Below are 26,830 nucleotides of genomic sequence, written 5' to 3'. Positions count from 1 at the left end.
TTTGTCAGAGAGTTAAGGAATACTCTAAAATATATTTAACCTAAAAACAAAGACATCATGAAAAACCTAAACATTCTGAAATTGATCCTATTGATTTTTATGTATCAATTTTCAACCGCACAAAAAGTAGAAAACGTTTCTTCAGTTAGCATTTCGAGGGCTATGAAGCCGTCAAAAATTAAGAAATCAGATACTCCTATTGCCCAATATATGGATGGGAATATGACATTTTCAATAGCAAAAGAAGCGCTTCAAAAAGCCGTACAGGCTGCAGTATCGGGCTTTAATCGGGACATTACAGTAGAAGATATTAAAATTGTAAAGTCCAATATCGGGACCTATTATCTGGGAATTGTATCCAGCAACAGGTTTGAGGAAAAAGCAACTCTATTTCTCCCATTAGGAAATACTGGAAATTCTCCCGACTACTTCTTTGTTCCCGGCCCCGGCCATGTTGTTACCTGTATCAATATTATAGGCTGTCCCAATAACTGTTCTATTGTAAAATTTGGCAGCCAGAATCAATTTACAGGCTGTAACTGTGGTGGTTTTAATCCCGGCGGATTGCCTGCAAATGGAAATACATCTACTGTAGGATGTAATTTCAAGATTAACAAATATATTTCAGAAAAGGAATTATGCCTGGCTATAAAAATAAAAATCGCTGCTTTTCAGGAATAACAAGCCAGTGAAAAAAGCCTTCATTTCAATAAAAAACCTCTTAATTTTTTTTGAGAGGTTTTTATTTATACTAAGTTTTAACGATATTCGCGGTTGTAAAATTATCATCTGGAACTTAACACATCCATAGAATACGTCAAAGGAATTGGTCCTGAAAGAGCCAAACTCATTAAAAGTGTGTTGGGTTTATCTACCGTAGAAGATATGCTGAACTTCTACCCTCTCCGATATCTGGATAAAAGTAAAATTTATACAGTTTCTCAACTTCAGGAAGAAAGCAGTCAGGAAATACAATTAAGAGGAAGAATCACTCATGTACAGGAAATCCAGACCGGAAAGACTAAAAGATTATCTGCAAAATTCAATGATGCAACTGGCAGTATGGATCTGGTATGGTTCCAGTATTCAAAATGGCTGAAAGAACAGCTTCCTATTAACAAAGAGGTTTATATTTTTGGAAAGATCAATGTATTCAACCGTCAGTTTTCTATGCCGCATCCGGAAATAGAAGCTGAAGAAAATAAAGAAGGAGATACAAGGCTTAAACCTATTTACCCTAGTTCAGAAAAACTAACTAAAAGAGGATTAGGTCAAAGGTTTTTTCAAAATGCACTGAGAAATATCTGCAAAGAGATTCCGAATCTTATTGAAGAGAATTTTCCAGAATACATGATGAAAACCTTTAAGTTTATGTCAAGACAGCACACTTTTCTGAATATTCACTTCCCAAAAGACAAAGAGCATTTTGATAAGGCTGATTACAGATTAAAATTTGAAGAATCATTTTTCTTTCAATTAGGATATGGGCTAAAAAAGCTTCATCATAAAACACAGTCTCATGGTAATCCTTTCCCTATTATTGGGGATCACTTCAATGATTTTTATGAAAACCATCTTCCTTTTGAGCTTACCAATGCACAGAAAAGAGTATTAAAGGAAATCCGTATCGATATGAAAAGGCCGATACAGATGAACAGGCTTTTACAGGGAGATGTAGGATCTGGAAAAACAATGGTGGCTCTTCTTACCATGCTTATTGCTATGGACAATGGTTTTCAGAGTTGTTTGATGGCACCCACTGAAATTCTGGCTCAGCAGCACTATAACGGGATTAAAGAACTGTTGGATAAAACCGGAATCAATATCCGTATTCTGACTGGTTCCAGCAAAGCAGCAGAAAGAAGAATTATCCATGAAGAACTGGAAAATGGTACACTTTCAATTTTGGTAGGAACCCACGCTGTTTTAGAAGATAAAGTTAAATTTAAAAATCTCGGATTAGCCATTATTGATGAGCAGCATAGATTTGGCGTTGCTCAGCGGGCTAAACTTTGGGCTAAGAATAAAATTCCGCCTCATATTCTGGTGATGACCGCTACTCCCATTCCAAGGACTCTGGCAATGAGTTTTTATTCTGATCTGGATGTTTCTGTGATTGATGAAATGCCTGTAGGAAGAAAGCCTATCATTACCGCTCACAGACGAGAAAAAGACAGACTTTATGTTTATAATTTCTGTAAAGATGAAATTAAGAAAGGCCGGCAGATCTATTTTGTATATCCACTCATCGAAGAATCTGAAACCTTAGATTACAAAAATCTGGTGGAAGGGTTGGAACATGTCATGGAGTATTTCTCAGAATACAACGTAACTATGCTGCATGGAAAGATGAAACCGGATGAAAAAGACGCTGCAATGGCTTATTTTGCTTCGGGAAAAGCTGAAATCATGGTGGCAACTACGGTAATAGAAGTAGGAGTAAATGTGCCTAATGCTTCCGTTATGGTCATTGAAAGTTCAGAAAGATTCGGGCTTTCACAGCTTCATCAGTTGAGAGGACGAGTGGGAAGAGGTGCAGAACAGAGTTATTGTATCCTGATGACTTCGGATAAATTATCAAAGGAAAGCAGAACGCGTATCAAGACCATGACTGAAACCAATGACGGTTTCAAAATTTCTGAAGTGGATATGCAGCTTCGCGGCCCCGGAGATATTCTGGGTACTCAACAAAGTGGTGTGGTAGATTTTAAGAGATTAGACCTTATTAATGATTCGGCGATCATTAAAACGACAAAAAACACGGTAGAAAAAATTCTGGAAGCTGATCCTATGCTGTCCAGACCTGATAATCTGATCATCAAAAACTATTATATCAGATACTACAAAGGAAAAAACAAGTGGAGTAAAATTTCATAAAAAAAACCGCAGAAAATACTTCCTGCGGCCCCCTTATAAAACTGTTATTTAGAAGAAATTACTTTTTGGTCTGTCCAAAAAACTTATTTTAATAGCTAAGGCTTAATATTTTGTGATGTGGTGTGAAAATATCTATATAACAATATATTATTTGATAAGTCAAAGCCTTAACTATTAAAATAAATTATGAAAAACAAAATGAATTATTTTTTTCCAACTTGCTTATTATAAAAACTAACTGAGTTTCGGTGGAGATGAGGGAATGAAACGAATAAAAATACCTCCAACTACTTTTGAGTTTTCATGATTGTACCGTTTTGTTTAAAGATCTTCTGTGCTTTAAAATTGGAAAATTAGTATAATTCATTTTGTAAACTAACATCGTGATTTATATAATTTTTGTTTTTAGAAACAATTACTTCTCATTCATCTGTATCTTCTACTATATAATGAAATTTGTGTCTCAGATTACTTTTACAAATGTCAGTATATTAATTCAAATCCTTTTTATATGATTTTAAGTATTAGTTATAAAATTTTCACTTATTTGTGAATAGTATGCATCAAATACGATTAATATCTTCTTAATATTAAATTCATAAAACCTTTATTCATCACACTTTTAGAATAAAATTATCTTTATTCAATCCTGAAGTATGATATTGCCAATTGATTGTAATAACTTCTGTAAGTACCTTTTTCAGACTCTCAAAAGATTCAGGTTTTTTCATGAAAACATTGGCTCCTTTCACAAAAATATCTTCAATTTCATTTTCCGAAATCGGTTCAGAAAAAATAGCAGTTACCATGTTATTGAATTTTGAATTTCTTTCGATTTCTTCCAGACATTCCAAGCTGTCTTTTCCAGGGATGGTGTATTGTATGAAAACAATTTCCGGAACTACGGCATCATCATTATTCAGATAAGCCATCATATCTTTTCCGTTGCAAAAGCATTGAACTTTTATAGAGATTTTCAGCTCTTTCAAAATATTTTTAAAAAAAATCAAGGTGTTTTCATCGTTATCTGCTACTATTACGTTCAGAAATTCTTTATTCATACTGCATTTTAGGGTTTATTACCGTGCTTTGGGCTCTTCTTCGTTTTCCAATAATCTTTTGAAACTGGGAGGGAGTGATTCCTGTTGTATTTTTAAACTGCGTACTCAAATGTGCCACACTGGAGTAGTTCAGCTTATGGGCTATTTCGGTAAGACTTTGTTTGTTTCTTATGATCAGGGCTTTTGCATGCTCTATCTTTTGCAGAATAATAAAATTCTCAATAGATGTATAGGCAACTTCTGAAAATAGGTTGGAAAGATATCCATAGCTGTGGTTCAGCTTCTCAGAAATATATATGGATGCTTTTACCGGGATGATCTCATCAGAAAAGACCAATTCTACGATAGCATCTTTTATTTTCTGTACCAGCGCGGTCTTCTGGCTTTCTATGATTTCAATACCATAGTCTTCAAGATTTTGCTTAAAAAGACTGTGCTGTTCCTTTGTGAGAGGCTCATAAAATTCCACTTCACCGAAGTTCAGTAACCTGTACTTCAGTCCGTGTTCTTTAAGTTTTTCGTCCAATACCTTTTTGCAAAGGGCATTGAAATCAAATTTAACATACATTTTCATCCTAGTATATATAAGCCTGTTTGGTTTAGTAAATATAATAATTTATTTCATTTAAAAGTGAAATAGGTGTATTTTTTTTATTTTTGCCATATAGACGCAAAAACTCCTGTATTTAAGAATACAGGAATTTAAACACTAAGGATGAAAAAAATATACTGATAAAAAGCTGTGTCAGCTCAAAACCAAGCATATGAATGTATTGTTATAAGTGATTTGGTTCTGAAGCAAAGATCATTCAAAAAAAGAAGTCACTTGTTATAGAATTACAGGATAAAGTTACAAAATTTTAAGTCAATCATAAGTGAATTAGAAATTCCATTAGATAATCATCCATTATAAATCCGTTCCCGATATCAAAAACTCCTTCTCCATACACTTTGTATCCTTGGGATTCGTAGAAGTTTCGTGCAGAATTATTTTTATTCACATTCAGAATAATTCTTTCATTTCCGTTCTCAGAAACTTTCTCATTCAGAAACTGAAGTGCTTTTTTACCAAATCCTTTTCCCTTACTTTCCGGAACCAGATAAATACGGTGCAGCTTTGTTGTTTTCTCTTCATAATTATGTTCGTACCCGATAAAACCTTCGTAAGAATCACTATTTTCATCCTGAATGAGATAATAGTGGTAATGAGAACTTTGAAGATGATTCAGAATTTCTGTTTCAGAATACATTTCGGAAAGCATAAATTCCATCTGTTCTTTCGAAAGAATGTCTGCATAGGCGTTTTCCCATGATCTTCGTGCCAGATCCTGAATTAAAGGGATATCCACAGCTGCTGCCTGTCTTAATTTCATGATTTATTGTATTATTATGATTAAAAAAAGTGAAAAGCCTAAACTTTTCACCCTTTATGTTTTTCAATAATGAACTGGAGAATTTTAAAACAATCTTAAAATTCAATTCAATTATTAAATGTTTGCCATTTCAGCTTTAATTTTTGCGTGAAGACCTTCTGAAGCAGCCACTAAAGGAAGTCTTAAGAAATTTTTAATGATTCCTTTTTCAGCCAGTATTACTTTAATACCGCAAGGGTTTCCTTCTGCAAAAATCAAACGGGTAATATTTACCATCTTATTGTGAATGGCATAAGCTTCTTTCACTTTTCCTTCAAAACCTAGCTGCACCATGGTAGAAAATTCTTTAGGATATGCCTGCCCGATCACGGAAATCACACCATCTCCTCCTGCCAATGTCACCGGTAATGTATATTCATCATCTCCGGAAACCAATGAAAAGCCTTCAGGTTTCTTTCTCAGAATATCAAAATACTGTAAAATATTTGGTGATGCTTCCTTAATCAGGAATAAATTAGGAAATTCTTTTGCAAGACGAAGTGTAGTATCTGCTTCTACGTTCTGTCCGGTTCTTGAAGGAACATTATAAATGATAATATTCTTCCCTGTGGAAGCTAACATTTTATAATGCTGATAAAGACCTTCCTGGTTAGGCTTATTGTAGTAAGGAGATACTGAAAGTACTGCTTCAAATGCAGAAAGATCTGCTTCTTCAATCTGTTTCTTGACGTCAAGAGTATCGTTGCCGCCAATTCCCAAAACCAAAGGAAGACGTTTATTATTCACCTTAATGATATGCTCAATTACCTGTTTCTTTTCCTCTGCAGAAAGCGTTGCGGCTTCTGCCGTAGTACCCAATACTACCAAATAATTGGTTCCGTTTTCGATATTGTATTCAACAAGTTTTGTTAAACTGTCGAAGTCAACGGATAAATCTTCATTAAAGGGCGTTACCAATGCAACACCTACTCCTTTTAAAATGCTCATCTGTTAGAATTATTTTTGTCAAATTTAATAATTTACAGTAAGAATTTGTAATAAATAATAATGTTTTATTATACATATAGTTATATTTGCATATACTAAAAGATATTATGAAAAATAAATTCTTGTTAATAGGAATTGCCCTGGTAACCCTTACAGCATGCAAAACAGCTTCTACGCTGCAACTTGCGGATGTAAAGACCCAGAAAAATATTTCTATTAATAATGAGCTAAAAAATGAGGAGGAGTTTGTAAAATTTATTGAGCCTTATAAGCAAAAACTGGATAAAGAAATGAACCAGAAGATCTCTCACACCAATGTGGATCTTACCAAGCAGGGCGACAACAGCAATCTGGGCAATCTTTTAGCTGACTATACGTTTGAAGGAGGTAATGAATGGATAAAAACTCATCTTAAGCAAAATGTAGATGCTGCATTGATCAATATCGGAGGAATCCGTACCACTATCGGAAAGGGGGATATTTTACTCAAAAATGTATTTGAAGTAATGCCTTTTGAAAATGAGGTAGTTATTGTGAAAATGAAAGGAGCAGATTTACAGGGTCTTTTTGAGTATTATGCAAAAACGCAGGTCAACAACCCTGTTTCTCACTTATATATTGAGACTAATAACGGACAGGTAATCAAATCCCTGATCAACGGAAAAACAGTAGATCCCGCTAAAGACTATTATATCGCCACTTCAGACTATCTTGCACTGGGAGGAGACAATATGAAGTTCTTTGCCAAAGGAGAATCTATCTCAACAGGAATTAAAATGAGAGATCTGTTTATTGATTATTTTAAGAAAACTCCTGAAGTTGTAGTAAATTCAGATGTTCGTTTAAATTTTATCGGGAAGAAGTAATGGATAGAAAAAGTTTTTTAAAAGCAATAGGAGGCGGATCTTTGGCAATGGCTTTAGCTCCCAATATGATGATGGCGGAAGAGTTGAAAATTCTTGACTTAAAATCTGCAAATAAACTGACTATTCTCCATACCAATGACCAGCATAGCAGAATAGAACCTTTCGATGCAAGCTATACAAAAAATCCTAACCAGGGAGGCTTTGCAAGAAGGGCAAGCTTAATTCAGCAGATCAGAAATCAGGAAAGTAATGTACTGCTTCTTGATTCAGGAGATATTTTCCAGGGAACTCCTTATTTCAATTTCTTTGGAGGAGAACTGGAGTTTAAATTAATGTCCATGATGAAATATGATGCCTCTACCATGGGAAATCATGATTTTGATAATGGTCTTGATGGATTTTTAAAAGTACTTCCAAATGCGAAGTTTCCTTTTATCTGTTCCAATTATGATTTTAAAAATACGATTCTTGACGGGAAAACTTCCCAGTATAAGATCTTTAACAAGAATGGGATCAAAGTAGGAATTTTCGGGGTGGGAATTCAGCTGGACGGCCTTGTAGGTAAAAAACAGTATGGAGAAACCGTTTATTCCGATCCTATTGAGGTAGCACAGCATTATTCAAATTACCTGAAAAAAGATCAGAAATGTGATCTGGTGATTTGTCTTTCACACATCGGTTATGATTACAAAGATGAACCGAATAAAATAAGTGATAAAATTTTAGCGGCCAGTACAGAGAATATTGATATTATCTTAGGAGGCCATACTCATACATTCTTACCGGAACCTCAATCTTATACCAACAGACAGGGCAAAAATGTACTTGTCAATCAGGTAGGATGGGCAGGTCTTCTTTTGGGTAGAATAGATTTTTATTTTGATACAAACAAAAACGTACAGCATATTTCCTGGAACAATCAGGCAATAGACAGCAGCATAACCGCATAATATGAAAAAACTCTCTATAATTTCTCTTGGTATCTTAGCATCTCTGCAGTTTACAAAAGCACAGGTCATTTCATCAAAAAAATGGGCAGATCTATTTTCCTACAACAAAGTCTTAGCTATGAAAGAAGACAATGGGAAAATCATTGCAGCTACAGAAAACGGAATATTCTATTATACAATATCAACAGGAGAAATTACGAAGTTGTCCAAAGCCAATGGTCTGCATAATATTGGAATAACAGCCTTTGATTATAACCCACAGACTAAGATAGGACTCATAGGGTATGAAAACGGTTCTATGGATGTTATCACTCCACAGGAAATTAAATATATTGTTGATATTCCTATTGCTACCGGCTATAATGGGAATAAAAAAATCAATCATATTTCCATAACAGGAAATCAGGCTGTCATTTCTGTAGGCTATGGACTTTCTATATTTAATCTGAACAATAAAGAGTTTGGAGATTCTACATTTTTCCTTACTGGCGGAGTTTATGAAGCGAGTAATGAAGCTACTATATTCGGGAATAAAGTATATTCTGTAACCAATACAGGACTGAAGAGCCATCAATTGAATACTACCTTCCCAGTGTACTCCACGTGGACAACAGAAGCTCCCGGAGCATTCAAACATATAGATTCAGAATCTGAGCTGGTATATTCATCAGCTACAGCCGCCTATTTTTACAATAACGGTACTCCAACGCAGCTTCCTACAACTTTCGAAAATATCCGTGATCTCGTTATCACATCGAGTAATATTATTGTTACTGACAGCAGAGTGTATACCTACGGAATAAACGGAGTCTCACAAAATGCAGTAAGTCTTGGAGAAGAATGTAACACCGCAATAACCGCTGGTGGAAAAGTCTTTGGAGGAACTGTATTATCAGGGATAAAGGATGAAAACAATAATACCTTTAAACCATCGGGTCCTTACTTCAATTTTGCTTATAATATCAATCTTTTCGAGAATAATCAGCTTTTAGTTTCCTCTGGTGCCAGAGCAAATAACTACAACCATCCGGTTATTCTTCCGCAAGGCCCAGGTTTTTACTATTTCAATGGTACAGAATGGATCTACCCTTCATTCTTTGTGAAAAATCCGCCAACCTTTGTTAATGTTCTGGATGCTATAATAAGCCCTTACAACAATAATGAAGTGTTATTCACCAATTATACAATGTTGGATAATGGAGTTTACAGAATGAAATATAACGCCACAAGCAAAGATTTTGAGCTGGTAAAATATTATAACCTTGGCGCACAGCCTTATTACAGACGTCCTGTAGGTTTTGCTACAGATACTCAGAACAATCTTTTTGTTTCTTTTGGATTCAATGACGGAAATCCTTCTATGGGAATTTATGATAAAGCAGCTGATGATTTTATCATCAAAAAAATCGTTCTTGCCAGTGATGGTATACAAAAGACTGTTTTTCACGAAAATATGTTGTGGACTCCACTGCCGAGATCTAATAACTTTTGGGTATATGACTATAAAAATGCAACCAATCTTTCCGATGACACAGATTATATTCTGGGTACTTCCAATGGATTTAATAGCTCAGGGGGAATCTTATCTGTAGCGTTTGATAAGTCCGGGGATGCATGGATTGGTACAGACGGAGGTTTAAGAATAATGCCTAATGCTGCATCTGAAATAAAAAAACCACAGCCTGAAGTAGAACCTATAGTAATAGAGCAAAACGGACTGGGTGAAGAGCTTTTCAGAGAATCAGCTATTCTTCAGATCGCAGTAGATGAAGGAAATTACAAGTGGGTTTCCATTGATGGTGGTGGTGTCTACTACCTGTCTGCTGACGGCCAGAGAACAATAAAACATTTTACTAAAGAAAATTCACCTCTTCCTACAAACAGTGTTACAGATATAAAAGTTGATAAGAAAACCGGAAAAGTATATTTTGTAACCTATAATGGTATTGTAACCTACCAGGGAGATGTTGCTGATGTAACTTCCAATTTCGGGGATGTTATGGTATATCCTAACCCTGTAGTTTATTCTAATTTTAAAGGAAAAGTTACCATTAAAGGTCTTGCAGAAAAAACAAACATAAGAATTGTAGATGCAGCAGGAAACGTTGTCCATTCTGCAGTAGCAAGAGGAGGTTATTATGAATGGGATCTTAATAATCAGAAAGGGGTAAGAGTAGCATCAGGAATTTATTTTGTACTGATGACCAATGAAGACGGATCTGATAAAGCTACAGCCAAAATAGGAGTAGTCAATTAATTAATGAATTCACAAAACGGTTTTTTACTTTCGTTTATAAAATACGGAGAAAATGATGCTGTACTGCATTGTTTTACAGAAGAAGAGGGTTTTCAAAGCTATTTTCTAAAAGGAATTTATTCTAAAAAGAACAAGAAGAAAGCCCTGCTGCAGCCACTGAACCAGTTAAATTTCTCCATAAATCCGCTCCGTGGCAATGGTATACCTACTGTTTCAAAGTTTGAACTGGTAAAAAACAATGACATCTATACAGATATAAGAGTCAACACCGTTATTTTCTTTGTTTCAGATTTCCTGAGTCATATCCTCAAATATGAGGATAAAAATATTCCTATCTATACCAGTATTGATCATTTTATCAATGAACTGACAAACAGAAATTATCAGGCACATCTGCTCTTTTTACTGGCTGTTTTAAAAATTCAGGGGGTTGCTCCGTTATTGAGTGATGGTAAGTTTTTAGATCCAGAAACCGGAACTTTTTCCTTAGGAATCTGCCATCAGCAATTCAATGAAGAAATCTCTGCATTATGGAAAGAAGCACTCTATGCCGAAAATCTGTATGCTATAAAAATCCGTTCTTCATTAAGAAAAGATTTCCTGGACAGTCTTCTGGTCTACTATCATTACCATATCACAGACTTTAAAACGCCTGCTTCATTGGAAATTATCCAGCAGATATTTGAATAGATATATTCATAACTGTTAGATTTTTTTTAAGTCTCTTTGGTTTTTTCGACATCTTCAGGCATTTCAGTTTCAGATTCTGCTATTTCTTTTTTGGAGAATCTTGGCTGCAGAATCTTGGCAATCAACCCAGTCCAGCCTGTCTGATGGGAAGCTCCTACTCCACGTCCGTTGTCCCCATGAAAATATTCATAGAACAGAATATAATCTTTAAAATCCGGATCGGTCTGAAATCTTTCATACTGCCCGTGAACAGGTCTTTTTCCATTTTCATTCTTTAAAAAAATCTTTGCAAGCCTTTTATTTAAAGCATCTGCTATCTGATCAAGGTTTAAATGGTTTCCACTTCCAGTAGGATATTCCACCAAGAAGTCGGGGCTGTAATAGAAGAAAAAACGCTGAAGACTATCGATAATCAAAAAATTGATGGGAAACCACACCGGCCCGCGCCAGTTGCTATTCCCTCCGAACAGCCCGCTGTCACTTTCTGCCGGAGTATATTTTACACTATAATCCGTTTCATTCAGAGTTAATGTATAAGGATTATTTTCATATTCTTTTGATAATGCTCTTACCCCGTAATCACTTAAAAACTCCTCCGGATTCAACATTCTGTTTAACAATCTTTTCAAACGGTGTCCGCGAAGCAAAGACAAAAGGTGCTTGGAATCCTGACCCTTAACTTCCCATCTTGAAACCAGAGAAGCCAGTTCTGGCTTATTCTCCAATACCCATTTCATCCTTTTCTTAAAATTGGGCAGATTTTCAATCATTTCATCATCTATAACCTCAACGGCAAACATCGGGATCAGCCCTACAATAGTTCTTAATCTTAAATACATATGCGTTCCATCATTAGAAGCTATGGCATCATAGAAAAACTCATCCTGTTCATCCCACAAACTGAACTCTTCATCTCCCATATTATCCAATGAATTGGCAATTGCCAGGAAATGTTCAAAAAACTTCATCGCCATTTCTTCGTACACATTATTATAAAGTGCCAGTTCAAGGGCAATCCGCATCATATTCAGGGCAAACATCGCCATCCAGCTCGTTCCATCTGACTGTTCCAGCTGTTCTCCGTTTGGTAAAACAGAATTCCGGTCGAAAACACCAATATTATCAAGTCCTAAGAAACCTCCTTCAAAAATATTGTTGCCGTTGGTATCTTTTTTATTGACCCACCACGTAAAGTTCATCAATAGTTTCTGGAAAGCACTTTCTAAAAATTCCAGGTCAGGCTTGCCTTTTAAATATTCATCAATTTTAAATACCCTGAAAACCGCCCAGGCATGTACCGGAGGATTCACATCACTAAAATTCCATTCATAGGCGGGAAGCTGCCCGTTAGGATGCATATACCATTCAAACAGGAAAAGCTTCAGCTGATGTTTTGCAAAGTCCGGATCTATCAGGGAAAAACTGATGGTGTGAAACGCCAGATCCCAGGTGGCATACCAAGGATATTCCCATTTGTCCGGCATGGAAATAATATGTTCATTATTAAGGTGCTTCCAGTCGTAGTTTCTTATTTTTTCCCGCGACTTTGGAGGAGGCATTTCAGCTGGATCACCTTTCAGCCATTTTTCAACATTGTAATGGTAAAACATTTTATTCCACAACATTCCTGCAAAAGCCTGTCTTTGCACCAGTTTTTCATCTTCAGAAGTAATTCCTTTCTGGATTTCAGCATAAAACTCGTCTGCTTCTTTCTGTCTTTGATTAAAAAGGGTGTCAAAATCACCGAATGGCTCTCTCAGGTCTTTATCTGATAGTCTGAATTCAAATATTTTGGACTCCCCAGCTTTGAAATCTTCGTCAATGAAAAAAGAGGCTTTGGTTCCAAAATTCTTTGGATTCACTAACTGAGAATTTCCGGTCATCACAAAATTATTGATTCCGTCTTTGCTGTACTTTGATTCATTTGGAGACTGATAGAGCCTTTCATTATTAGTTTCATTGTTACAGAACAGCGTCTTTAAAGATTGTTTTGCATACACATTTTTGATCTCAATATCCTGCTGATTCACTTTAATGCGGTCTGCATCTTCAGCATACAGTTGTGGTTTATAGTCGTCATATCCCCAATTCCACGTATTCCTGAACCAAACCGTCGGCAAAATTACAAGAGAGGCTTCTTTAGCAGATTTGTTGACAATAGTGAGTCTGACCAGAATATCATTTTGGCTTTCTTTTGCATATTCGATAAAGAGGTCAAAATATTCATTGTTATCAAAAATTCCGGTATCGATCAATTCATATTCCGTTTCATCTTTACCTCTTGAAGCATTTGTTTTTACAAGATCTTCATAGGGAAAAGTATTTTGAGGATACTTATACAGCATTTTCATGTAGGAATGCGTAGGTGTAGAATCCAGATAGTAAAAATATTCCTTTACATCTTCACCATGATTTCCCTGTCCGTTGGTCAGTCCAAAGAACCGTTCTTTCACCATTTTATCCTTTTTATTCCAGAATCCGACAGAGAATACTAGCTTCTGAAGGTCATCACAAATTCCACATATCCCTTCCTCGCCCCAACGGTAAGTCTTGGCTTCTGCAGTATCATGACTGGTATAATTCCAGGCATCTCCGTTTTCACTGTAGTCTTCACGAACAAGCCCCCATTCTCGGTTACTTACATAGGGTCCCCATTTTTTCCATGAAATATCTGAAATTCTCTGTTTTTCTGACATAAGCGATAATTATAAGTAATGAATAATAAGCAATGAGTAATACTTGCTCTCGGTGAAAGCTATGAGAACAGCCTCAAAAACTACCTTGAACCTCTTAACCTCCCGTAGAAAAACTCTCAAACGTAGTCATTCCACCATCTACGAAGATGCTGGTTCCTGTGATATAATCAGCAAGATCACTCGCCAGAAAAGCGGCTAAATTCCCGATATCCTCCGGCTGTCCGATTCTGTTATAAGGAATAAGGGTAAGAAGAGAATTGAGTGCTTCAGGAGTATTCCATGCATTTTGATTAATAGGAGTCTGAATCGCTCCAGGACAAATAGAATTGACCCTGATTTTGGCTGCACCATATTCCTGTGCAAGGGTTTGCATCAACATTCTGATGGCTCCTTTGCTTGATGCATAATTGGCATGTCCGGCCCATGGGATAATTTCATGTACAGAACTGATATGAATAATCTTACCACAGGCAACAGAACGTGAAGGATCTATTCCACGCCATAGAAATTCTTTAATGGCTTCTCTGGCACATAGAAACTGTCCCGTCAGGTTGACACCAATGACTGCATTCCATTGGTCCATGGTCATTTCTGTAAATTTCGCATCCTTTTGAATACCTGCATTATTCACCAGAATATCTACAGTTTGAAATTCGGAAACAACATCCTGAAACATTTTGATTACCTGATCTTCTTTGGAAACATCACATGCGTAAGTTATTCCTTTTCCTCCGGCATCCATAATTTCTTTCAAAACAGCTTTGGCTTCTTCTGCAGATCTTTCCGAAGAATGATTGACAATGACTGTTGCTCCTGCTGCAGCTAATGATTTTGCAATTCCTGAACCTATTCCGCTGGATGCTCCTGTAACCACAGCTACCTGATTTCGAAGTGATATTTCCATGTTTTGTAATTTGATGTTACTCAAAGTTATGGAAAGATATCAGCAGATAAAAAATTATGATTTTAAAATTTTATTAAAGTTTTTTGTACATCAGGTATTGTGGGCCACTTCTTCCGATTCTGGTTTTGCCGTCAAAAATATATCCTGACTGAAGATAAATATGGTAAGCGGAATCATTTTTCTGGTTGACGGCCAGTACAATTTCTTTACAATCTCCGAAATGGTTCTTGACAAAATTCCCAACCTCCAACATAGCAATTTTCCCTATTCCTCTCCCCTGCATCTGAGGATTTACAGATAATGAACGCAGTAACACTGAAGTTTCATCATCGGTAAGTTCAAATTTATCTTTCCCAAAATCAAGTACAAAAAAACCAACAACCTGATCATTTTCAAATATTGTCACTGGAAATGCGTCATCATCATCTCGTTCACTGATACTTTGCAAAGCCTGTTGAGCTGTCGCAGTAAAGCGCATCTGATTTTCATCCAAAGCATAACTGACTCCGGAAAGATCTTCTGGTTTAAAAAATTCTAAATGTATCATACTTTTAGTGATGGTAAATATCTTCATACATTACTCCTGCACGGATTTCCACCGGAAGTTTATTCTCCTCAGGAACAACAGGGCAATTGTAATCGTAGGCGTTATAGGCACAAAAAGGATGATATGATTGGTTAAAATCAAGCACAATAGTATTTCCTTTAGGAATCTTCAGATCCATATACTTCCCTCCTCCATAGGTTTCTTTTTCATTGGTAGTATCACGAAACGGAAGGAAAAGATAGTCTTTGTATTTATCCTGTTTAATCAAGGCCAGGCTTTGGTATAAAGTGACCGTATAGGGTTTACCATCCAGGATAAATGTGGCTTTCCCATACTCCTGATACGTTTTTGTTTTCCCTGAAGAAGTGGGAAGTTCAAAGGGTTGTGTATCTTTTGATTTAACAAATTTCGCGGTTACTCTATATTTGGTATCGAAAGGAAAGAAAGGGTGTCCTTTAAAGTTTTTAAAGTTATCTCCCCTTAATGGAGTCTCTTTTGGATTAAAATATTCAGCATTAAGTTCTTTCTGAAATTTCTGTACCTCTTTCTCTTCCTTTGAAACTGTTTTCTGAGAAAAAGCCCACAGTGGAAGGAGTAAAAAGAGTACTATATATTTTTTCATGAGTATAAAATTATAAGTAAAACTATGAATTTTAGAAACAACAAAAGTTAAAATTCTAATAAAAAAATATAATCTGTTTTAAATACAATAAGTACCGGCTGATCTAGCATACTTTTTGAAAAGCAAAGGTCATGGACAGAAAAAATTTCATCAGAACCAGTGCATTGGCGATATCAGGTTTCTATTTTCTTCAATCCGAATTATTCCGGGCTGCAGAAAGAAAAAACAGCCAGATAACAGAAAATACTGATGTCCCTATTGTGATCATTGGCAGCGGATATGGAGGAGCTGTATCGGCATTACGTCTTTGTGAAGCCGGGAAAAAAGTAGTCTTGCTTGAAATGGGTCTTAATTGGGAAAAAGCAGGAATTCCGTTTTCCAATCTTTTGAAACCCGGAAAAAGTTCTGCATGGCTGAAAAAGAAAAGCATTGCACCTTTCATGAATATTTTTTCTTTGACTCCTTTTACCGGAATATTAGACCGTCTGGATTTTGAACATATCAATATCTGGGTAGGAAGAGGCGTTGGCGGAGGTTCTCTTGTGAATGGAGGTATGGCCGTAACTCCAAAAGAAAGCTATTTCAAGGAAGTTTTTCCCGATCTTGATGCTGAAAAATTTTACAATCATTACTTTCCTCTGGTACGGGAAGAACTGAAGGTAAATGTGATTGATGAACAGTTTCTGAAAGACTGCCCTTATTATAAATTCACACGGGTAGGTGAAGAAGAGGCTCATAAAGCTGGTTTTAAAACCATGCGAGTTCCGAATGTGTATGATTTTAAGTATATGGAAAAAGAGTTCCGGAATGAGGTTCCCCGTTCTGCTCTTAATACCGAGGTAATCTATGGCAACAATTATGGAAAAAACAGCTTGGATAAAACTTATCTCAAAAAAGCGCTGGAAACGGGAAATTTAGAAATCCTTGATCTTCATCGTGTACAAACGATAAAACTTAATGATGATAAAAGCTATACATTAAATGTTCAGCAGATTGATACATCAGGTATCTTAGTTGTTGACAAAGTTTTCAACTGTAAAAAGCTGATTCTTTCTGCAGGAACAATGGGAACTTTACAGCTTCTGCTACAATCTCATGCACAAAATAATTTCCCTGTTCATGAAAATGTCGGGAAAAAATGGGGAAATAACGGAAATTTTATGACCGGAAGAAACTGGGTAAAACCTTTGTCTGGCGGTACAGGAGCCAAGCAATCTACTATTCCGGTAGGTGGTATTGACAACTGGGATGATCCTGAACACCCGTTTTTCACAGAGATTGCCCCTTTACCAATGGGAATGGATGTCGCTACTGCTTTATATCTGCTGATCAATAGAGTTGATAAAAAAGGAGAAGTTGCATACAATAAAGCCAGCCAATCCCTGACTTTGAACTGGGATGAAAGCAATACTGTCAAAATGAAAGAAAATGCCCAATATTTTATCCGGAAAATGAATAAAGCCAACGGTGGTACGAGAAGCCATCTGCTTTTCAATAATGGTTTTGGGGCTGATATCTGTTATCACCCGCTTGGAGGATGTGTTTTGGGTGAAGCTACCAATGAATATGGAAAACTAAAAGATCATGAAAACCTGTATGTTCTGGATGGATCATTGATTCCCGGAACTATTGGGGTCAATCCGTTTGTTACTATTACTGCGATTGCAGAATACTGTATTGAAAACCTCATCAAAGAGAATGAATTTGCTTAAAATCAATGCATTGATTGTAGTTCCGTAAGATAGTTGCGGATATCATCTTCCAGCTTCATTGGATAGATAAAATGAAGTTTTTCGGCCAAAGAAGTACCCAGTTCATGTACCAGATCAGCACAGGCAAGCAATGCTTTCCAGTTTTCCTCAATATCATTTCCGGAGAAAGTAGCCTCCACTTTATTCCATAAATCGGAGGATAAATATTGTTTGAAAAGTCTTCCGTGTTTATTGGTCGTAATAGTATTCCAATCATGACTTTCGGCAATATACCATTCAATCAAAGGAACAAGATAATCTGTACGCAGGACATTTTCAGACATAAATTTGGCATAAAAAATATCACCGCGTTTAAGGCATTTTGCCACATAGGTTGTATCCCACCAAAAATCATTAAACAGCTGTTGAAATTCTTTTTCCGTAGGCTGATGGATCATGATTGATTGATACGTTGGCGGTTTCATATTTTTTGTAAGATGATCCTTGTCTATTAAAACCCGATATCCTACATCCCAATCTTCGGGAAGGTTTTCTTCATTGATTTCTTCAATAAATTCCGATACCTGATACAGCTTAAAGTCAACTTTCACATGGTCTTTATACAGAACCATTTTCATGGCATGTTTTCCCTCAAAAACACTGTCATTTTCTTCAATCATGGAAATAGGATCACCAAAAAGCCTGATCCATTCATTTCCGGATTCATAAAATGCTCTGTTTTCAAAAACGAGTTCTACATCCAGATCGCTTAAATCATCTACGGGAGCATAAGGGTTTACCAATGAACTGGTCAGAAGCACAGCACGGATATCAGGATTGCTTTCAGCCCAATAAATAATCTGTTTCAGTTTTTCCTCCCTTACTTTCATCTTTAATTAGGATTCTAAAATTTTTACCCGATATACATCGGAAGAATTTCTTTTGATTGATTCTACAAAAAAGCCGCCTTCTTCAGGAATGACTTCTTTTAAATCAAAACTTTTACAGCCTTTTGGAAGCCCCGAAAATATCAGAGTAAACCAAAAATCCTTCATAAAAGGAACCGGAGTCCAATAGGGAGAAATTGAAATATTTTCCGCATGAATCAATTTGCTTCTATGCTCAGACTGGTTGTCAAAAAGATAGGTTGAATGCCAGATCCTTATCAGGTTTCCTAAAAATGGCGATGCCGGAAAACAACAGTGTATGATTACCTGTTTCTCCTCTTCCGTTTTCGCCTTAAGAGATTCCAGGATTTCCTTTGCAATAACAGGTTTTACAATTACTTCTTCCACCTTTTAATAAGTAATAAATAATGAGCAATGAGTAATAGATGCTGCTACTCATTGCTCATTATTGGTATTAATATTCTAATTCTAATTTTTCTTTTGTATAATTTCTCACTTCATTGGTCAGTTCAGCATTTCCAGCCAGTTTTTGTCCATAGGAAGGAATCATTTCAAGCAGTTTTCCTTTCCACTCGCCATGAAGTTTTTCCGGGAAGCATTTTTCCAGCACATTCAGCATAGCATATACTGCTGTAGACGCTCCTGGTGAAGCTCCCAACAAAGAAGCAATTGTTCCGTTCTTATTCACAACCACTTCAGTTCCGAATTCCAGTTTACCTCCTTCTTTTTCATCTTTTTTGATGACCTGAACCCTTTGGCCGGCTACTTTCAATTCCCAGTCGTCCTCTTTGGCATCCTTGATGAATTCTCTTAAATGCTGCATTCTCTGAGATTTCGTCATTGCAACCTGCTGAATAAGATATTTCGTCAAAGGAATATTATGCCACCATGCTCCAAAAAGTGATTTCAGGTTCTTGGTATTTACACTTTCAGGAAGATCAAGATAACTTCCTTCTCTCAGGAATTTGGTGGAGAACCCTGCAAAAGGGCCAAAAAGAAGAGCCTTCTTACCATCAATAATTCTAAGGTCAAGGTGTGGAACAGACATTGGAGGAGCATCTACCGTAGCCTGTGTATACACTTTAGCCTGGTGTTTTTCTACCAATTCCTGATTATGACTTACCAGCCACTGTCCGGAAACCGGGAAACCTCCGTATCCTTCACTTTCTTTAATATCCGAACTATCTAATAACGGAAGTGCATATCCTCCTGCACCAATAAATACAAAGTCTGCAACCACTTCCTGTTTATGACTGTTGATTCTGTCTTTCACCTTCATTTCCCATTTCCCGTTTTCTCTAGGATCAATATCTTTCACTTCGTGGTATAGGAACACCTCCACATTGGAATCTTCCAGAAGGTGTCTTCCCATTTTTCTTGTCAGTGTTCCGAAGTTCACATCTGTCCCCATATCCATCTTCGTGGCTGCCATTACTTCAGACTGATTTCTTTTGCTCATTACCAAAGGAATCCATTCTCTCAGTTTATCATGATCTGTAGAAAATTCCATTCCCGAGAAAAGTACAGATTCTGCCATTTTATCATGACGTTTTCTAAGGTATTCAGCATCTTTTTCTCCGAATACCAGACTCATATGGGGGCAGGAATTGATAAATTCTTTAGGCTCATGAATATAACCTTTGGTAAGCAGATAAGCCCAGAACTGTTTTGAAATTTCAAACTGCTCTGCAATACTTTCTGCCTTGGTAATATCAATAGATCCGTCTGGTTTTTCCGGGGTATAATTTAGCTCACAAAAAGCGGAGTGCCCTGTTCCGGCATTGTTCCATGCTGCTGTACTTTCTTTGGCAAATCTTCCGAGTCTTTCGAAGATTGCGATTTCGAGATTTGGATCAAATTCATGAAGCAGCGTTGCTAAAGTGGCGCTCATGATTCCGCCGCCTATCAGTACAACGTCATATGTAGGTTTCGGTGTTCTGCTTGTAAGCGATTGTGACATAATTTTAAATTTTACTTCAAATTTCGGGAAAAGTTTTAAAAACAGGAACGCGTTTAACGATTTTAACATGTTATTTTTTGTGGTAAAAACACTTCTTTAGCACACAACAAAAATTCATGGAAAATTTCAATAGACCATCATTGAAATGATTGATAATATAAAACGTTTATTTAAAAAAATATTAAAATTTCATCTTTTTTAATTCACTGAATGGTAAATAATTAAGAGCTTTTTTAATGGTTAAATTTTATAAAAACTTAAGTTTATTTAAGTTCATCAAACAAAATACTGCAATCATAACCTTTTACGTCAATGTCTTTTATCAACAATAAGTGATAAATCATTATATGTAATTTACAAAACATCACTTATTATTGATAAATATATAATTTTATAGATATAATTCTATACATAACATATTTAATTGGCGATTTTTTTACGTACCTTTCAATTGATTTAATACATATTCCAATAAGTATTTAATTAATTATTTCGTAAACATAGTAAAAGATGAAAATTATTAACTTCGTTAGTACATTTTTCGCAACAGTGGCATTTGCCCAAAGCGGAAGTGTAGGAATCAACACGTCCACACCGGACCCCAGTGCTATTCTGCACATTGAGAACTTCAGTGGAACACCGGCCACAGCTACTGCAACCATTTCAGGAGGGGCAGTTACCGGTATTACAATCAGCAATGGAGGCAGCGGTTACACGTCTGCACCCACAATTAATTTCTTTGGAGGAGGATCCATTGTAAACGGAGGCTCAAAAGCCCGTGCTACAGCGGTTATTTCCAGTGGTCAGCTCACCGGCATAACACTCAACAACGGAGGCAGCGGTTATACAACAGCACCTACGGTAACTGTTTCAGGAGGTAATAAAGGGGTATTATTTTCCAATCTGAACATTGCAACTCTGAACAGTACAACGACCCCGGTTGCCTCTCCAGCCAACGGACTTATTGGGTTTAATGGCGGGAGCAACAGCAACAACAAAGCTCTACATTTTTTCAATAGTACAGGCAGCACGTGGCAAAGCACAATTGATGCAGAAAATACACCAAAAGTTGCTTATCTCGATTTTACAGGGTCGTTATCTGCATTGGATAATGCTGTAGCAGGTGCCAGTAATCTGCTTATAGTAAATAACCCTGCTATTTCCGGAGTATCTAATATCAGCGGATTTAAAGTTGTTCAGAATACCGTTTCAGGAGGATATTCACTGATTCTTCCACAGGGAAGTTATCTGGTAGAAGTCAACCTTAATCTAAACTCACCTCAGGAAAGCCCTGCCGGCCAGGGAGGAACTGCTCCGCTTTCCGGAAGTTCCTATTATCTGATGGGATATTTTATAGATTTCATCAACGATACGTACAATAATTCGACGAACTCCTTTACCGGAGGAGGTGCTACCAGAAAGGAAGTTCCTATTGTATCCAAAGTGAGTACCAACCACCTGGCTACCTGGTCCTATTATTATACTGTTCCTGCTAATGCGAATGCGAATATTATTGGAGGGCTAAGATTAAATCTGGGAAGAATGCAGAACAGTACATTCTATGATCTTGTAAATGTGATCCCCACCGGTTCTTACATTAAAATATCTCAGCTATAAAAAACAATCAACATATGAAAAAAAGTTATATCCTGCTATTATTGATTATAGCGCAGACCATATATGCACAGGTTGCGATTGGAAAATCTTCAGTTAACAGTTCTGCTGTTTTGGAAGTATCACAATCAACCAATAAGGGAGTTCTTCTTCCAAGAGTGGATATTGTAGATATACTGAGCAATACATCTCCGGTAAATAATCCGGCAGAAGGACTGGTTGTATACAATAAAGGAAATTCAATCAGTCCGGGTGTTTACATCTGGAAAAACAATAGATGGACGCAGCTGTCTGACACTTATAATCTGGTAAGCTATATGATGCTTCAGCGTACTACGGATTATCCTGTATTAGGAGGATCAGCCAACGGTACTTACAAAAATTTCAATGATGTGGCCTTTACAGTTGTATCTAATGACATCGGAGCATTATACAATACTTCTTCAGGAGTTATCACTCTTCCAGGAAACAGTGGTTATCTGGTGAATGTATGCCTGAATATAAGAACAGCTCTTGAAAGCACAACAGCCGGAATCGGAGGAACTCCCCTTCATCTGCATCAGTATCTTGTAAAACTTGTAGATCCCGTGAGCGGAAACCAGTATGGTAAAACAATCAGCATCAACGCACAATCTATTGCCAGCAATAAAACCCATACGCTGAATATAAGTTTTTCCTTTGTCACCACTTCGGCAAGTCCTATTCTTTTAGTTCCTGCCATTGCTCATGATGCGGGAGGAACATATCAGTCAGGATCCGGAGGAACTGCTCCTAATAACGGAGAGATCATCATTACCAATGCTAAAGTTGATATTCAAAGATCAGCACTTAATCAATAATCAATTGCACAATGAAAACATCTATTTATATTGTCTGTATGATACTATTCAACATTTGCATGAATGCACAAGTTGGTATTAACACAAACACTCCTAATGCAAGCAGTGTCATAGACATCAATTCGTCCAACAAAGGGGTTCTTTTTCCTCAATATGACCTTATTGTTCTCAACAGTACTTCAACTCCTGTTGCTAACCCAGCAGACGGGCTTATTATTTACAACAGCGGAGGAGCTTCCAGTTTCCCAAAAGGCTATTATGTATGGGTCAGAAATCAATGGCAGCGTATTATTGTTTCCGGTTCTGAACCTCAGGCAATGTCTCTGCTTATTACTTCAGGGGTACTGATTCCTACCGGAAGCACGAATAATACTCTAAATAATTTTGCAGTAACATCCAACAAAATTACCGGAGCATCGCTTGCAGCAGATAAGTCTACGATTACCTTACCTGCAGGAACTTATATCGTCCGTTATTCTGTAGACTCCAGTAATGCCAATAACAATAATGGAACTGCTAATACACAGTATCTTTCCCAGAATTTTACGTGTACACGTTCTTATCTGATTAATGCTGCTACCAGCGCAGTTATTACAGAAAACAACAAAATGTGTCAGCTGTCAAGTTCTTTCACATTTTATCAGGGAAGTTATTTCTTAACACTGGCTTCTCCCACAACTATTCGCCAGAAGTTTGAATTTGATACAGGAAATGGTTTTACGGCCAGCAATCTTAATATCAGATCATCATTATCTCTTGTAATCACCAAGATGAGCCAATAAAAAAACTTAAGCATTGAAATGCTTAAGTTTCTTTCGGTTACAATATTTTACAAACAAGGTTTTAGCAATAAAGCCTTGTTTTTTTAATTCAATTTTGCGGTTAGTTTTTTAAACTGTTTTTCAGCATTTTTACCTTCATAAAGGATGGCGTATACTGTATCTATAATTGGTAGTTTAAGATTTTTCTGTTTTGCTGTTTTATAAATAGAATCTGCTGCATAGTATCCTTCTGCCACCATATTCATAGATTGAATGGCAGATCTCACTGTATATCCTTTTCCGATAAGATTTCCAAGGTTTCTGTTTCTTGAGAAAAGTGAATAAGCAGTCACCAGAAGGTCACCCAGATAAGCACTTTCGTTTACATCTCTTGGTGCTTCATAGATTGCTTCCAGGAAAGCTTCCATTTCACGGATTGCATTGGATACAAAAACTGCAGTAAAGTTATCCCCATACCCTAGTCCACTTGCTATTCCCGCTCCTATCGCAAAAATATTTTTAAGAATAGCACTGTATTCATTTCCTAAAATATCCTTACTTGTCTGTACTTTAATAAAGTCTGAGCTGAAGATTCCTTCAAGTTTTTCAGCTGTTTCATCTTCTACTGCCGCAATGGTAAGGTAAGAAAGTCTTTCCATCGCCACCTCTTCTGCATGACAAGGTCCTGCAATAACCGCCTGATTTCTGAACCCTATTTTAAATTCATCACGCAAATAATGAGCTACTACATCATTTACTTTAGGAATAATCCCTTTAATTGCAGAGATAAAGATCTTCTCTGAATAATCACAGGTCATCTTATCAAGTGTATCAGACAGGTAGATAGACGGAGTTGCCAGAACCACAACATCACAGGCAGAAACTAGTTCATTGATATCTGTTGTTAATTTTAAGCTTTTCAGATTAAAGTGAGCGGCTGTAAGATAAGTTGGGTTGTGCCCACGAAGCTCAATGGCTCCTTTTACAAATTCACTTCTTACACACCAGTGTACAACTTTGCAGTTTTCAACAAGCATTTTTACGATCGCGGTTGCAAAACTTCCGCTCCCTACAACTCCTACAGAAATATCCTTTTTATTCTTTTTTGGATTCGAAGATTCTGAAATAATTTTCTTTTTAGCCATAATTGGAATGTGAACTGCAAAGATATTAAAACAAAGACGTAACGAAGGCTTTGAAACTATGATAAACACCATTTTCTGAAAAAATTAACACTTCAACACAATTAAATAGCTAATTAACCGTTAAATACAAAAAAAACTGAATTTTAATTAAAAATAACCCTCAAAGCTTATTTTTAATTAAATTTGCAGCTTCAAAACCGTTTTAAATTTACTAAGAGAAGAAATATGAAAAAATTTCTAAACAGCAAGAAGAACGTAAACATTCTCCTGGGAGGACTTTTGCTAGTAGTTTTTGCACAAGGTGTCTTCATTGCGAAGCTATTTTCTGAAAGAGACGACAAAACCTACGAAGTCAACCTTGTAAAAATAAACACTGAAAAAGACAGTGTAGATTATCTAAAAATGAAAACTGATCTTACACTCGTAGATCAGACAGTGGGCCAACTTAACTCCTTCCTGAAGTCCAAAGACATTACCAACGAAAAACTGATGATGCTCAACCAGGACAGTATCTCAAATTCTATTTATCTTTCCAAACAGGCGAACCGATACAGCCAGTATCTGATGAATCTTCAGAAAAAACTGATGCAGGTTCCCTTAGGTATGCCTACAGACGGATATATTTCCTCTAATTTTGGAGTGAGAAAAAACCCGATTCCATTCAAAACTGTTTTCGCTTCGGTAAAAACAAGTGCAGCAACGGAAGCAAAACCGACAGTGGCTGCAGCTCCAAAACCTGAAGTAAAAGCTGAACCTGTTGAAAAAATTATTGAACTTACAGACAGCTATGGAAATAAAAGGGAAGTGAAAGTAATGGTTACTCCAAAAGCGGCTCCAGTGGCTGCTGCATCAGCTCCATCTACAACAAAAGCTGTGGCTGGGACTACAACTACGACTAAAACTGCTGCTGAAAAAAACAATCCACCTGCTGAAGCTGATCAGATGCAATTCCATAAAGGACTGGACATTGCTGTTGCCTATGGTTCTGATGTAAGAGCTGCGGCTGCCGGAACAATTATTTTTTCCGGACAGAAAGGAGGCTATGGAAACTGCGTGATCGTTTCTCACGGAAATGGACTGGCTACGCTGTACGGACATTTATCTCAACTTGTATCTAAGGTAAATGATAAAGTAAAAGTAGGTCAGGTGATTGCCAAATCCGGAAATTCAGGACGTTCTACAGGTCCTCATCTTCATTATGAAGTACACAAAAACAATACTCCGATTAATCCGAAATTGTTTATGAATCTATAAAAAGAAAAGGCTGTTCACATAGAACGGCCTTTTTTATTTAATCCTGGAGATCTGTTTTTACGGGAATTCAATATTCAACAGTTTTTTTGTCTTTCTGTCAAATGCAAGATTGATAAAAGGAAACAACTGCTTTCTCTGCCCCACTTCTCTTACTAAAATGATATGTCCTAAATTGGAATCTTCAAGAAATTCAAATCCCTGAAACTGTATTTTTGTTATCGGGCCTAATTGAGAATCCATTCCTGAAAGTGTTTCTTTGACTACTTTCTCTTTAGGTTTAAATTTTGAATCAAACATTTCAAAAATTCCGCTGTAGTTTTTATTAATCAAAAATGAATTGATCTTATCAATTTCCGGATATATATTTTTTACTTCCTGCAGTTCTTTTTGAGTGAATGATTTTGTAAAACTGGCCCCGTCAGCTAAAAGTAATTTTGTTTTAATAACATCATAGGCTCCAGGTTTTTGATTCTGAAAAGCTATAAATGCAATATTGGAGGCATTTGATATCGCTCTTTGAGGTTGATTATTGATCAGTTTACTGTCTTTAATCTGTACTTCAAAAAAATCACTGGAATTTCCATTCAGCGTTTCTACACCTTTCATTGTTTCAACATACCCTCCGTAAAACTTAAGAACTTCATCAACAGATTTTTTATCTTCAGATGTAGTTGCCAGTTTACCACAGCTGAATAAAAATAAAGTCAACAACAGATAAGGCAGAATTTTAATTGATTTCATTAGTTATTATTTGATTTTAAAAATAAATTACAGATCCTCTTCTCCTTTTTAAAAGAATGATTTTCTGCAAATCAAATATAACAAAAA

General features: G+C 36.5%; 24 protein-coding genes. 11 read left to right on the top strand and 13 right to left on the bottom strand.

What is annotated here, in order from left to right:
* Nucleotides 1-57: 57 nt before the first annotated feature.
* A complete protein-coding gene (locus GFU89_RS19370; RefSeq protein WP_318848684.1) occupies nucleotides 58-681 on the top strand; it encodes a hypothetical protein in 624 nt (207 codons plus the stop codon).
* A 108-nt stretch (nucleotides 682-789) separates the two neighbouring features.
* Nucleotides 790-2,877, top strand: coding sequence for an ATP-dependent DNA helicase RecG (gene recG, locus GFU89_RS19365; RefSeq protein ID WP_318848719.1), 2,088 nt, complete (start codon nucleotides 790-792; stop codon nucleotides 2,875-2,877).
* 614 nt (nucleotides 2,878-3,491) lie between these two features.
* Here recG and GFU89_RS19360 read toward each other — a convergent pair.
* The 4 genes from GFU89_RS19360 to dapA all read right to left on the bottom strand — a co-directional run bounded on the left by GFU89_RS19360 (nucleotide 3,492) and on the right by dapA (nucleotide 6,298).
* Nucleotides 3,492-3,938 carry a response regulator gene (locus GFU89_RS19360; RefSeq protein WP_318848683.1) on the bottom strand — a complete coding sequence of 149 codons (447 nt, stop codon included), beginning with the start codon at nucleotides 3,936-3,938 and terminating at the stop codon, nucleotides 3,492-3,494.
* Nucleotides 3,931-4,512, bottom strand: coding sequence for a helix-turn-helix domain-containing protein (locus GFU89_RS19355; RefSeq protein WP_047424159.1), 582 nt, complete (start codon nucleotides 4,510-4,512; stop codon nucleotides 3,931-3,933). Before GFU89_RS19355 ends, GFU89_RS19360 begins: the two co-directional genes overlap by 8 nt.
* A 295-nt stretch (nucleotides 4,513-4,807) precedes the next feature.
* Complete coding sequence (locus tag GFU89_RS19350) at nucleotides 4,808-5,311, bottom strand: GNAT family N-acetyltransferase (RefSeq protein WP_318848682.1); 504 nt, start codon at nucleotides 5,309-5,311, stop codon at nucleotides 4,808-4,810.
* Nucleotides 5,312-5,425: 114 nt separating this feature from the next.
* Entirely contained in the window at nucleotides 5,426-6,298 is an 873-nt protein-coding gene (gene dapA / locus GFU89_RS19345) for a 4-hydroxy-tetrahydrodipicolinate synthase (RefSeq protein WP_318848681.1), read from the bottom strand.
* 107 nt (nucleotides 6,299-6,405) lie between these two features.
* Here dapA and GFU89_RS19340 point away from each other — a divergent pair, with 107 nt between their 5' ends.
* Genes GFU89_RS19340 through recO form a run of 4 tightly spaced genes read left to right on the top strand, consistent with a single transcriptional unit; the run spans nucleotide 6,406 to nucleotide 11,061 of the window.
* Nucleotides 6,406-7,164: a 5'-nucleotidase C-terminal domain-containing protein gene (locus GFU89_RS19340; RefSeq protein ID WP_318848680.1), complete on the top strand. Its 759-nt coding sequence runs from the start codon at nucleotides 6,406-6,408 to the stop codon at nucleotides 7,162-7,164.
* The gene (locus GFU89_RS19335) at nucleotides 7,164-8,114 is read left to right on the top strand and encodes a metallophosphatase (protein WP_318848679.1); all 951 of its coding nucleotides are present in this window, start codon (nucleotides 7,164-7,166) and stop codon (nucleotides 8,112-8,114) included. The genes GFU89_RS19340 and GFU89_RS19335 overlap by 1 nt, the downstream gene beginning before the upstream one ends.
* Before the next feature lies 1 nt (nucleotide 8,115).
* Nucleotides 8,116-10,371: a T9SS type A sorting domain-containing protein gene (locus tag GFU89_RS19330; protein ID WP_318848678.1), complete on the top strand. Its 2,256-nt coding sequence runs from the start codon at nucleotides 8,116-8,118 to the stop codon at nucleotides 10,369-10,371.
* Nucleotides 10,372-10,374: 3 nt separating this feature from the next.
* A complete protein-coding gene (gene recO / locus GFU89_RS19325; RefSeq protein ID WP_318848677.1) occupies nucleotides 10,375-11,061 on the top strand; it encodes a DNA repair protein RecO in 687 nt (228 codons plus the stop codon).
* 26 nt (nucleotides 11,062-11,087) lie between these two features.
* Here the strand turns inward: recO and GFU89_RS19320 are convergent, their stop codons facing one another.
* From GFU89_RS19320 to GFU89_RS19305, 4 genes are all read right to left on the bottom strand, one after another.
* A complete protein-coding gene (locus GFU89_RS19320; RefSeq protein WP_318848676.1) occupies nucleotides 11,088-13,757 on the bottom strand; it encodes an MGH1-like glycoside hydrolase domain-containing protein in 2,670 nt (889 codons plus the stop codon).
* A gap of 94 nt (nucleotides 13,758-13,851) precedes the next feature.
* Nucleotides 13,852-14,661: a glucose 1-dehydrogenase gene (locus GFU89_RS19315; RefSeq protein ID WP_318848675.1), complete on the bottom strand. Its 810-nt coding sequence runs from the start codon at nucleotides 14,659-14,661 to the stop codon at nucleotides 13,852-13,854.
* A 73-nt stretch (nucleotides 14,662-14,734) separates the two neighbouring features.
* Nucleotides 14,735-15,208, bottom strand: coding sequence for a GNAT family N-acetyltransferase (locus GFU89_RS19310; protein WP_318848674.1), 474 nt, complete (start codon nucleotides 15,206-15,208; stop codon nucleotides 14,735-14,737).
* 4 nt (nucleotides 15,209-15,212) lie between these two features.
* Nucleotides 15,213-15,830 carry a DUF1684 domain-containing protein gene (locus tag GFU89_RS19305; RefSeq protein WP_318848673.1) on the bottom strand — a complete coding sequence of 206 codons (618 nt, stop codon included), beginning with the start codon at nucleotides 15,828-15,830 and terminating at the stop codon, nucleotides 15,213-15,215.
* A 131-nt stretch (nucleotides 15,831-15,961) separates the two neighbouring features.
* Here GFU89_RS19305 and GFU89_RS19300 point away from each other — a divergent pair, with 131 nt between their 5' ends.
* Nucleotides 15,962-17,542, top strand: coding sequence for a GMC family oxidoreductase N-terminal domain-containing protein (locus GFU89_RS19300; RefSeq protein WP_318848672.1), 1,581 nt, complete (start codon nucleotides 15,962-15,964; stop codon nucleotides 17,540-17,542).
* A 2-nt stretch (nucleotides 17,543-17,544) separates the two neighbouring features.
* Here GFU89_RS19300 and GFU89_RS19295 read toward each other — a convergent pair whose 3' ends face one another.
* The 3 genes from GFU89_RS19295 to mqo form a co-directional block, all read right to left on the bottom strand.
* A complete protein-coding gene (locus tag GFU89_RS19295) occupies nucleotides 17,545-18,411 on the bottom strand; it encodes an AadS family aminoglycoside 6-adenylyltransferase (protein ID WP_318848671.1) in 867 nt (288 codons plus the stop codon).
* Nucleotides 18,412-18,417: 6 nt separating this feature from the next.
* Nucleotides 18,418-18,816: a hypothetical protein gene (locus tag GFU89_RS19290; protein WP_318848670.1), complete on the bottom strand. Its 399-nt coding sequence runs from the start codon at nucleotides 18,814-18,816 to the stop codon at nucleotides 18,418-18,420.
* 67 nt (nucleotides 18,817-18,883) lie between these two features.
* Complete coding sequence (gene mqo, locus GFU89_RS19285; RefSeq protein WP_318848669.1) at nucleotides 18,884-20,389, bottom strand: malate dehydrogenase (quinone); 1,506 nt, start codon at nucleotides 20,387-20,389, stop codon at nucleotides 18,884-18,886.
* A 510-nt stretch (nucleotides 20,390-20,899) separates the two neighbouring features.
* Between mqo and GFU89_RS19280 the strand changes: the two genes are divergently transcribed.
* From GFU89_RS19280 to GFU89_RS19270, 3 genes are read left to right on the top strand one after another with little or no spacing between them, the layout of a single operon-like run.
* Nucleotides 20,900-22,006, top strand: a complete 1,107-nt coding sequence (locus tag GFU89_RS19280) for a hypothetical protein (RefSeq protein ID WP_318848668.1) — start codon at nucleotides 20,900-20,902, stop codon at nucleotides 22,004-22,006.
* Between the two features lie 14 nt (nucleotides 22,007-22,020).
* A complete protein-coding gene (locus GFU89_RS19275; protein WP_318848667.1) occupies nucleotides 22,021-22,842 on the top strand; it encodes a hypothetical protein in 822 nt (273 codons plus the stop codon).
* Nucleotides 22,843-22,901: 59 nt separating this feature from the next.
* The gene (locus tag GFU89_RS19270) at nucleotides 22,902-23,624 is read left to right on the top strand and encodes a hypothetical protein (protein WP_318848666.1); all 723 of its coding nucleotides are present in this window, start codon (nucleotides 22,902-22,904) and stop codon (nucleotides 23,622-23,624) included.
* Between the two features lie 83 nt (nucleotides 23,625-23,707).
* Here the strand turns inward: GFU89_RS19270 and GFU89_RS19265 are convergent, their stop codons facing one another.
* Nucleotides 23,708-24,748, bottom strand: a complete 1,041-nt coding sequence (locus tag GFU89_RS19265; RefSeq protein ID WP_318848665.1) for an NAD(P)H-dependent glycerol-3-phosphate dehydrogenase — start codon at nucleotides 24,746-24,748, stop codon at nucleotides 23,708-23,710.
* A 225-nt stretch (nucleotides 24,749-24,973) separates the two neighbouring features.
* Between GFU89_RS19265 and GFU89_RS19260 the strand changes: the two genes are divergently transcribed.
* Nucleotides 24,974-26,002 (top strand): M23 family metallopeptidase, encoded by a 1,029-nt coding sequence (locus tag GFU89_RS19260; RefSeq protein WP_318848664.1) that lies wholly within the window; start codon nucleotides 24,974-24,976, stop codon nucleotides 26,000-26,002.
* A 57-nt stretch (nucleotides 26,003-26,059) separates the two neighbouring features.
* On the opposite strand, the gene GFU89_RS19255 is transcribed toward GFU89_RS19260, so the two are convergent.
* Nucleotides 26,060-26,743, bottom strand: a complete 684-nt coding sequence (locus GFU89_RS19255) for a hypothetical protein (RefSeq protein ID WP_318848663.1) — start codon at nucleotides 26,741-26,743, stop codon at nucleotides 26,060-26,062.
* Between the last annotated feature and the right edge of the window lie 87 nt (nucleotides 26,744-26,830).

The organism is Chryseobacterium sp. JV558 (genome assembly GCF_033712365.1).
In the GTDB taxonomy this organism is placed as follows: Bacteria; Bacteroidota; Bacteroidia; order Flavobacteriales; family Weeksellaceae; genus Chryseobacterium.
Note: the sequence above shows the minus strand (reverse complement) of the source record. Positions and strands in the feature narration are given on the sequence as shown.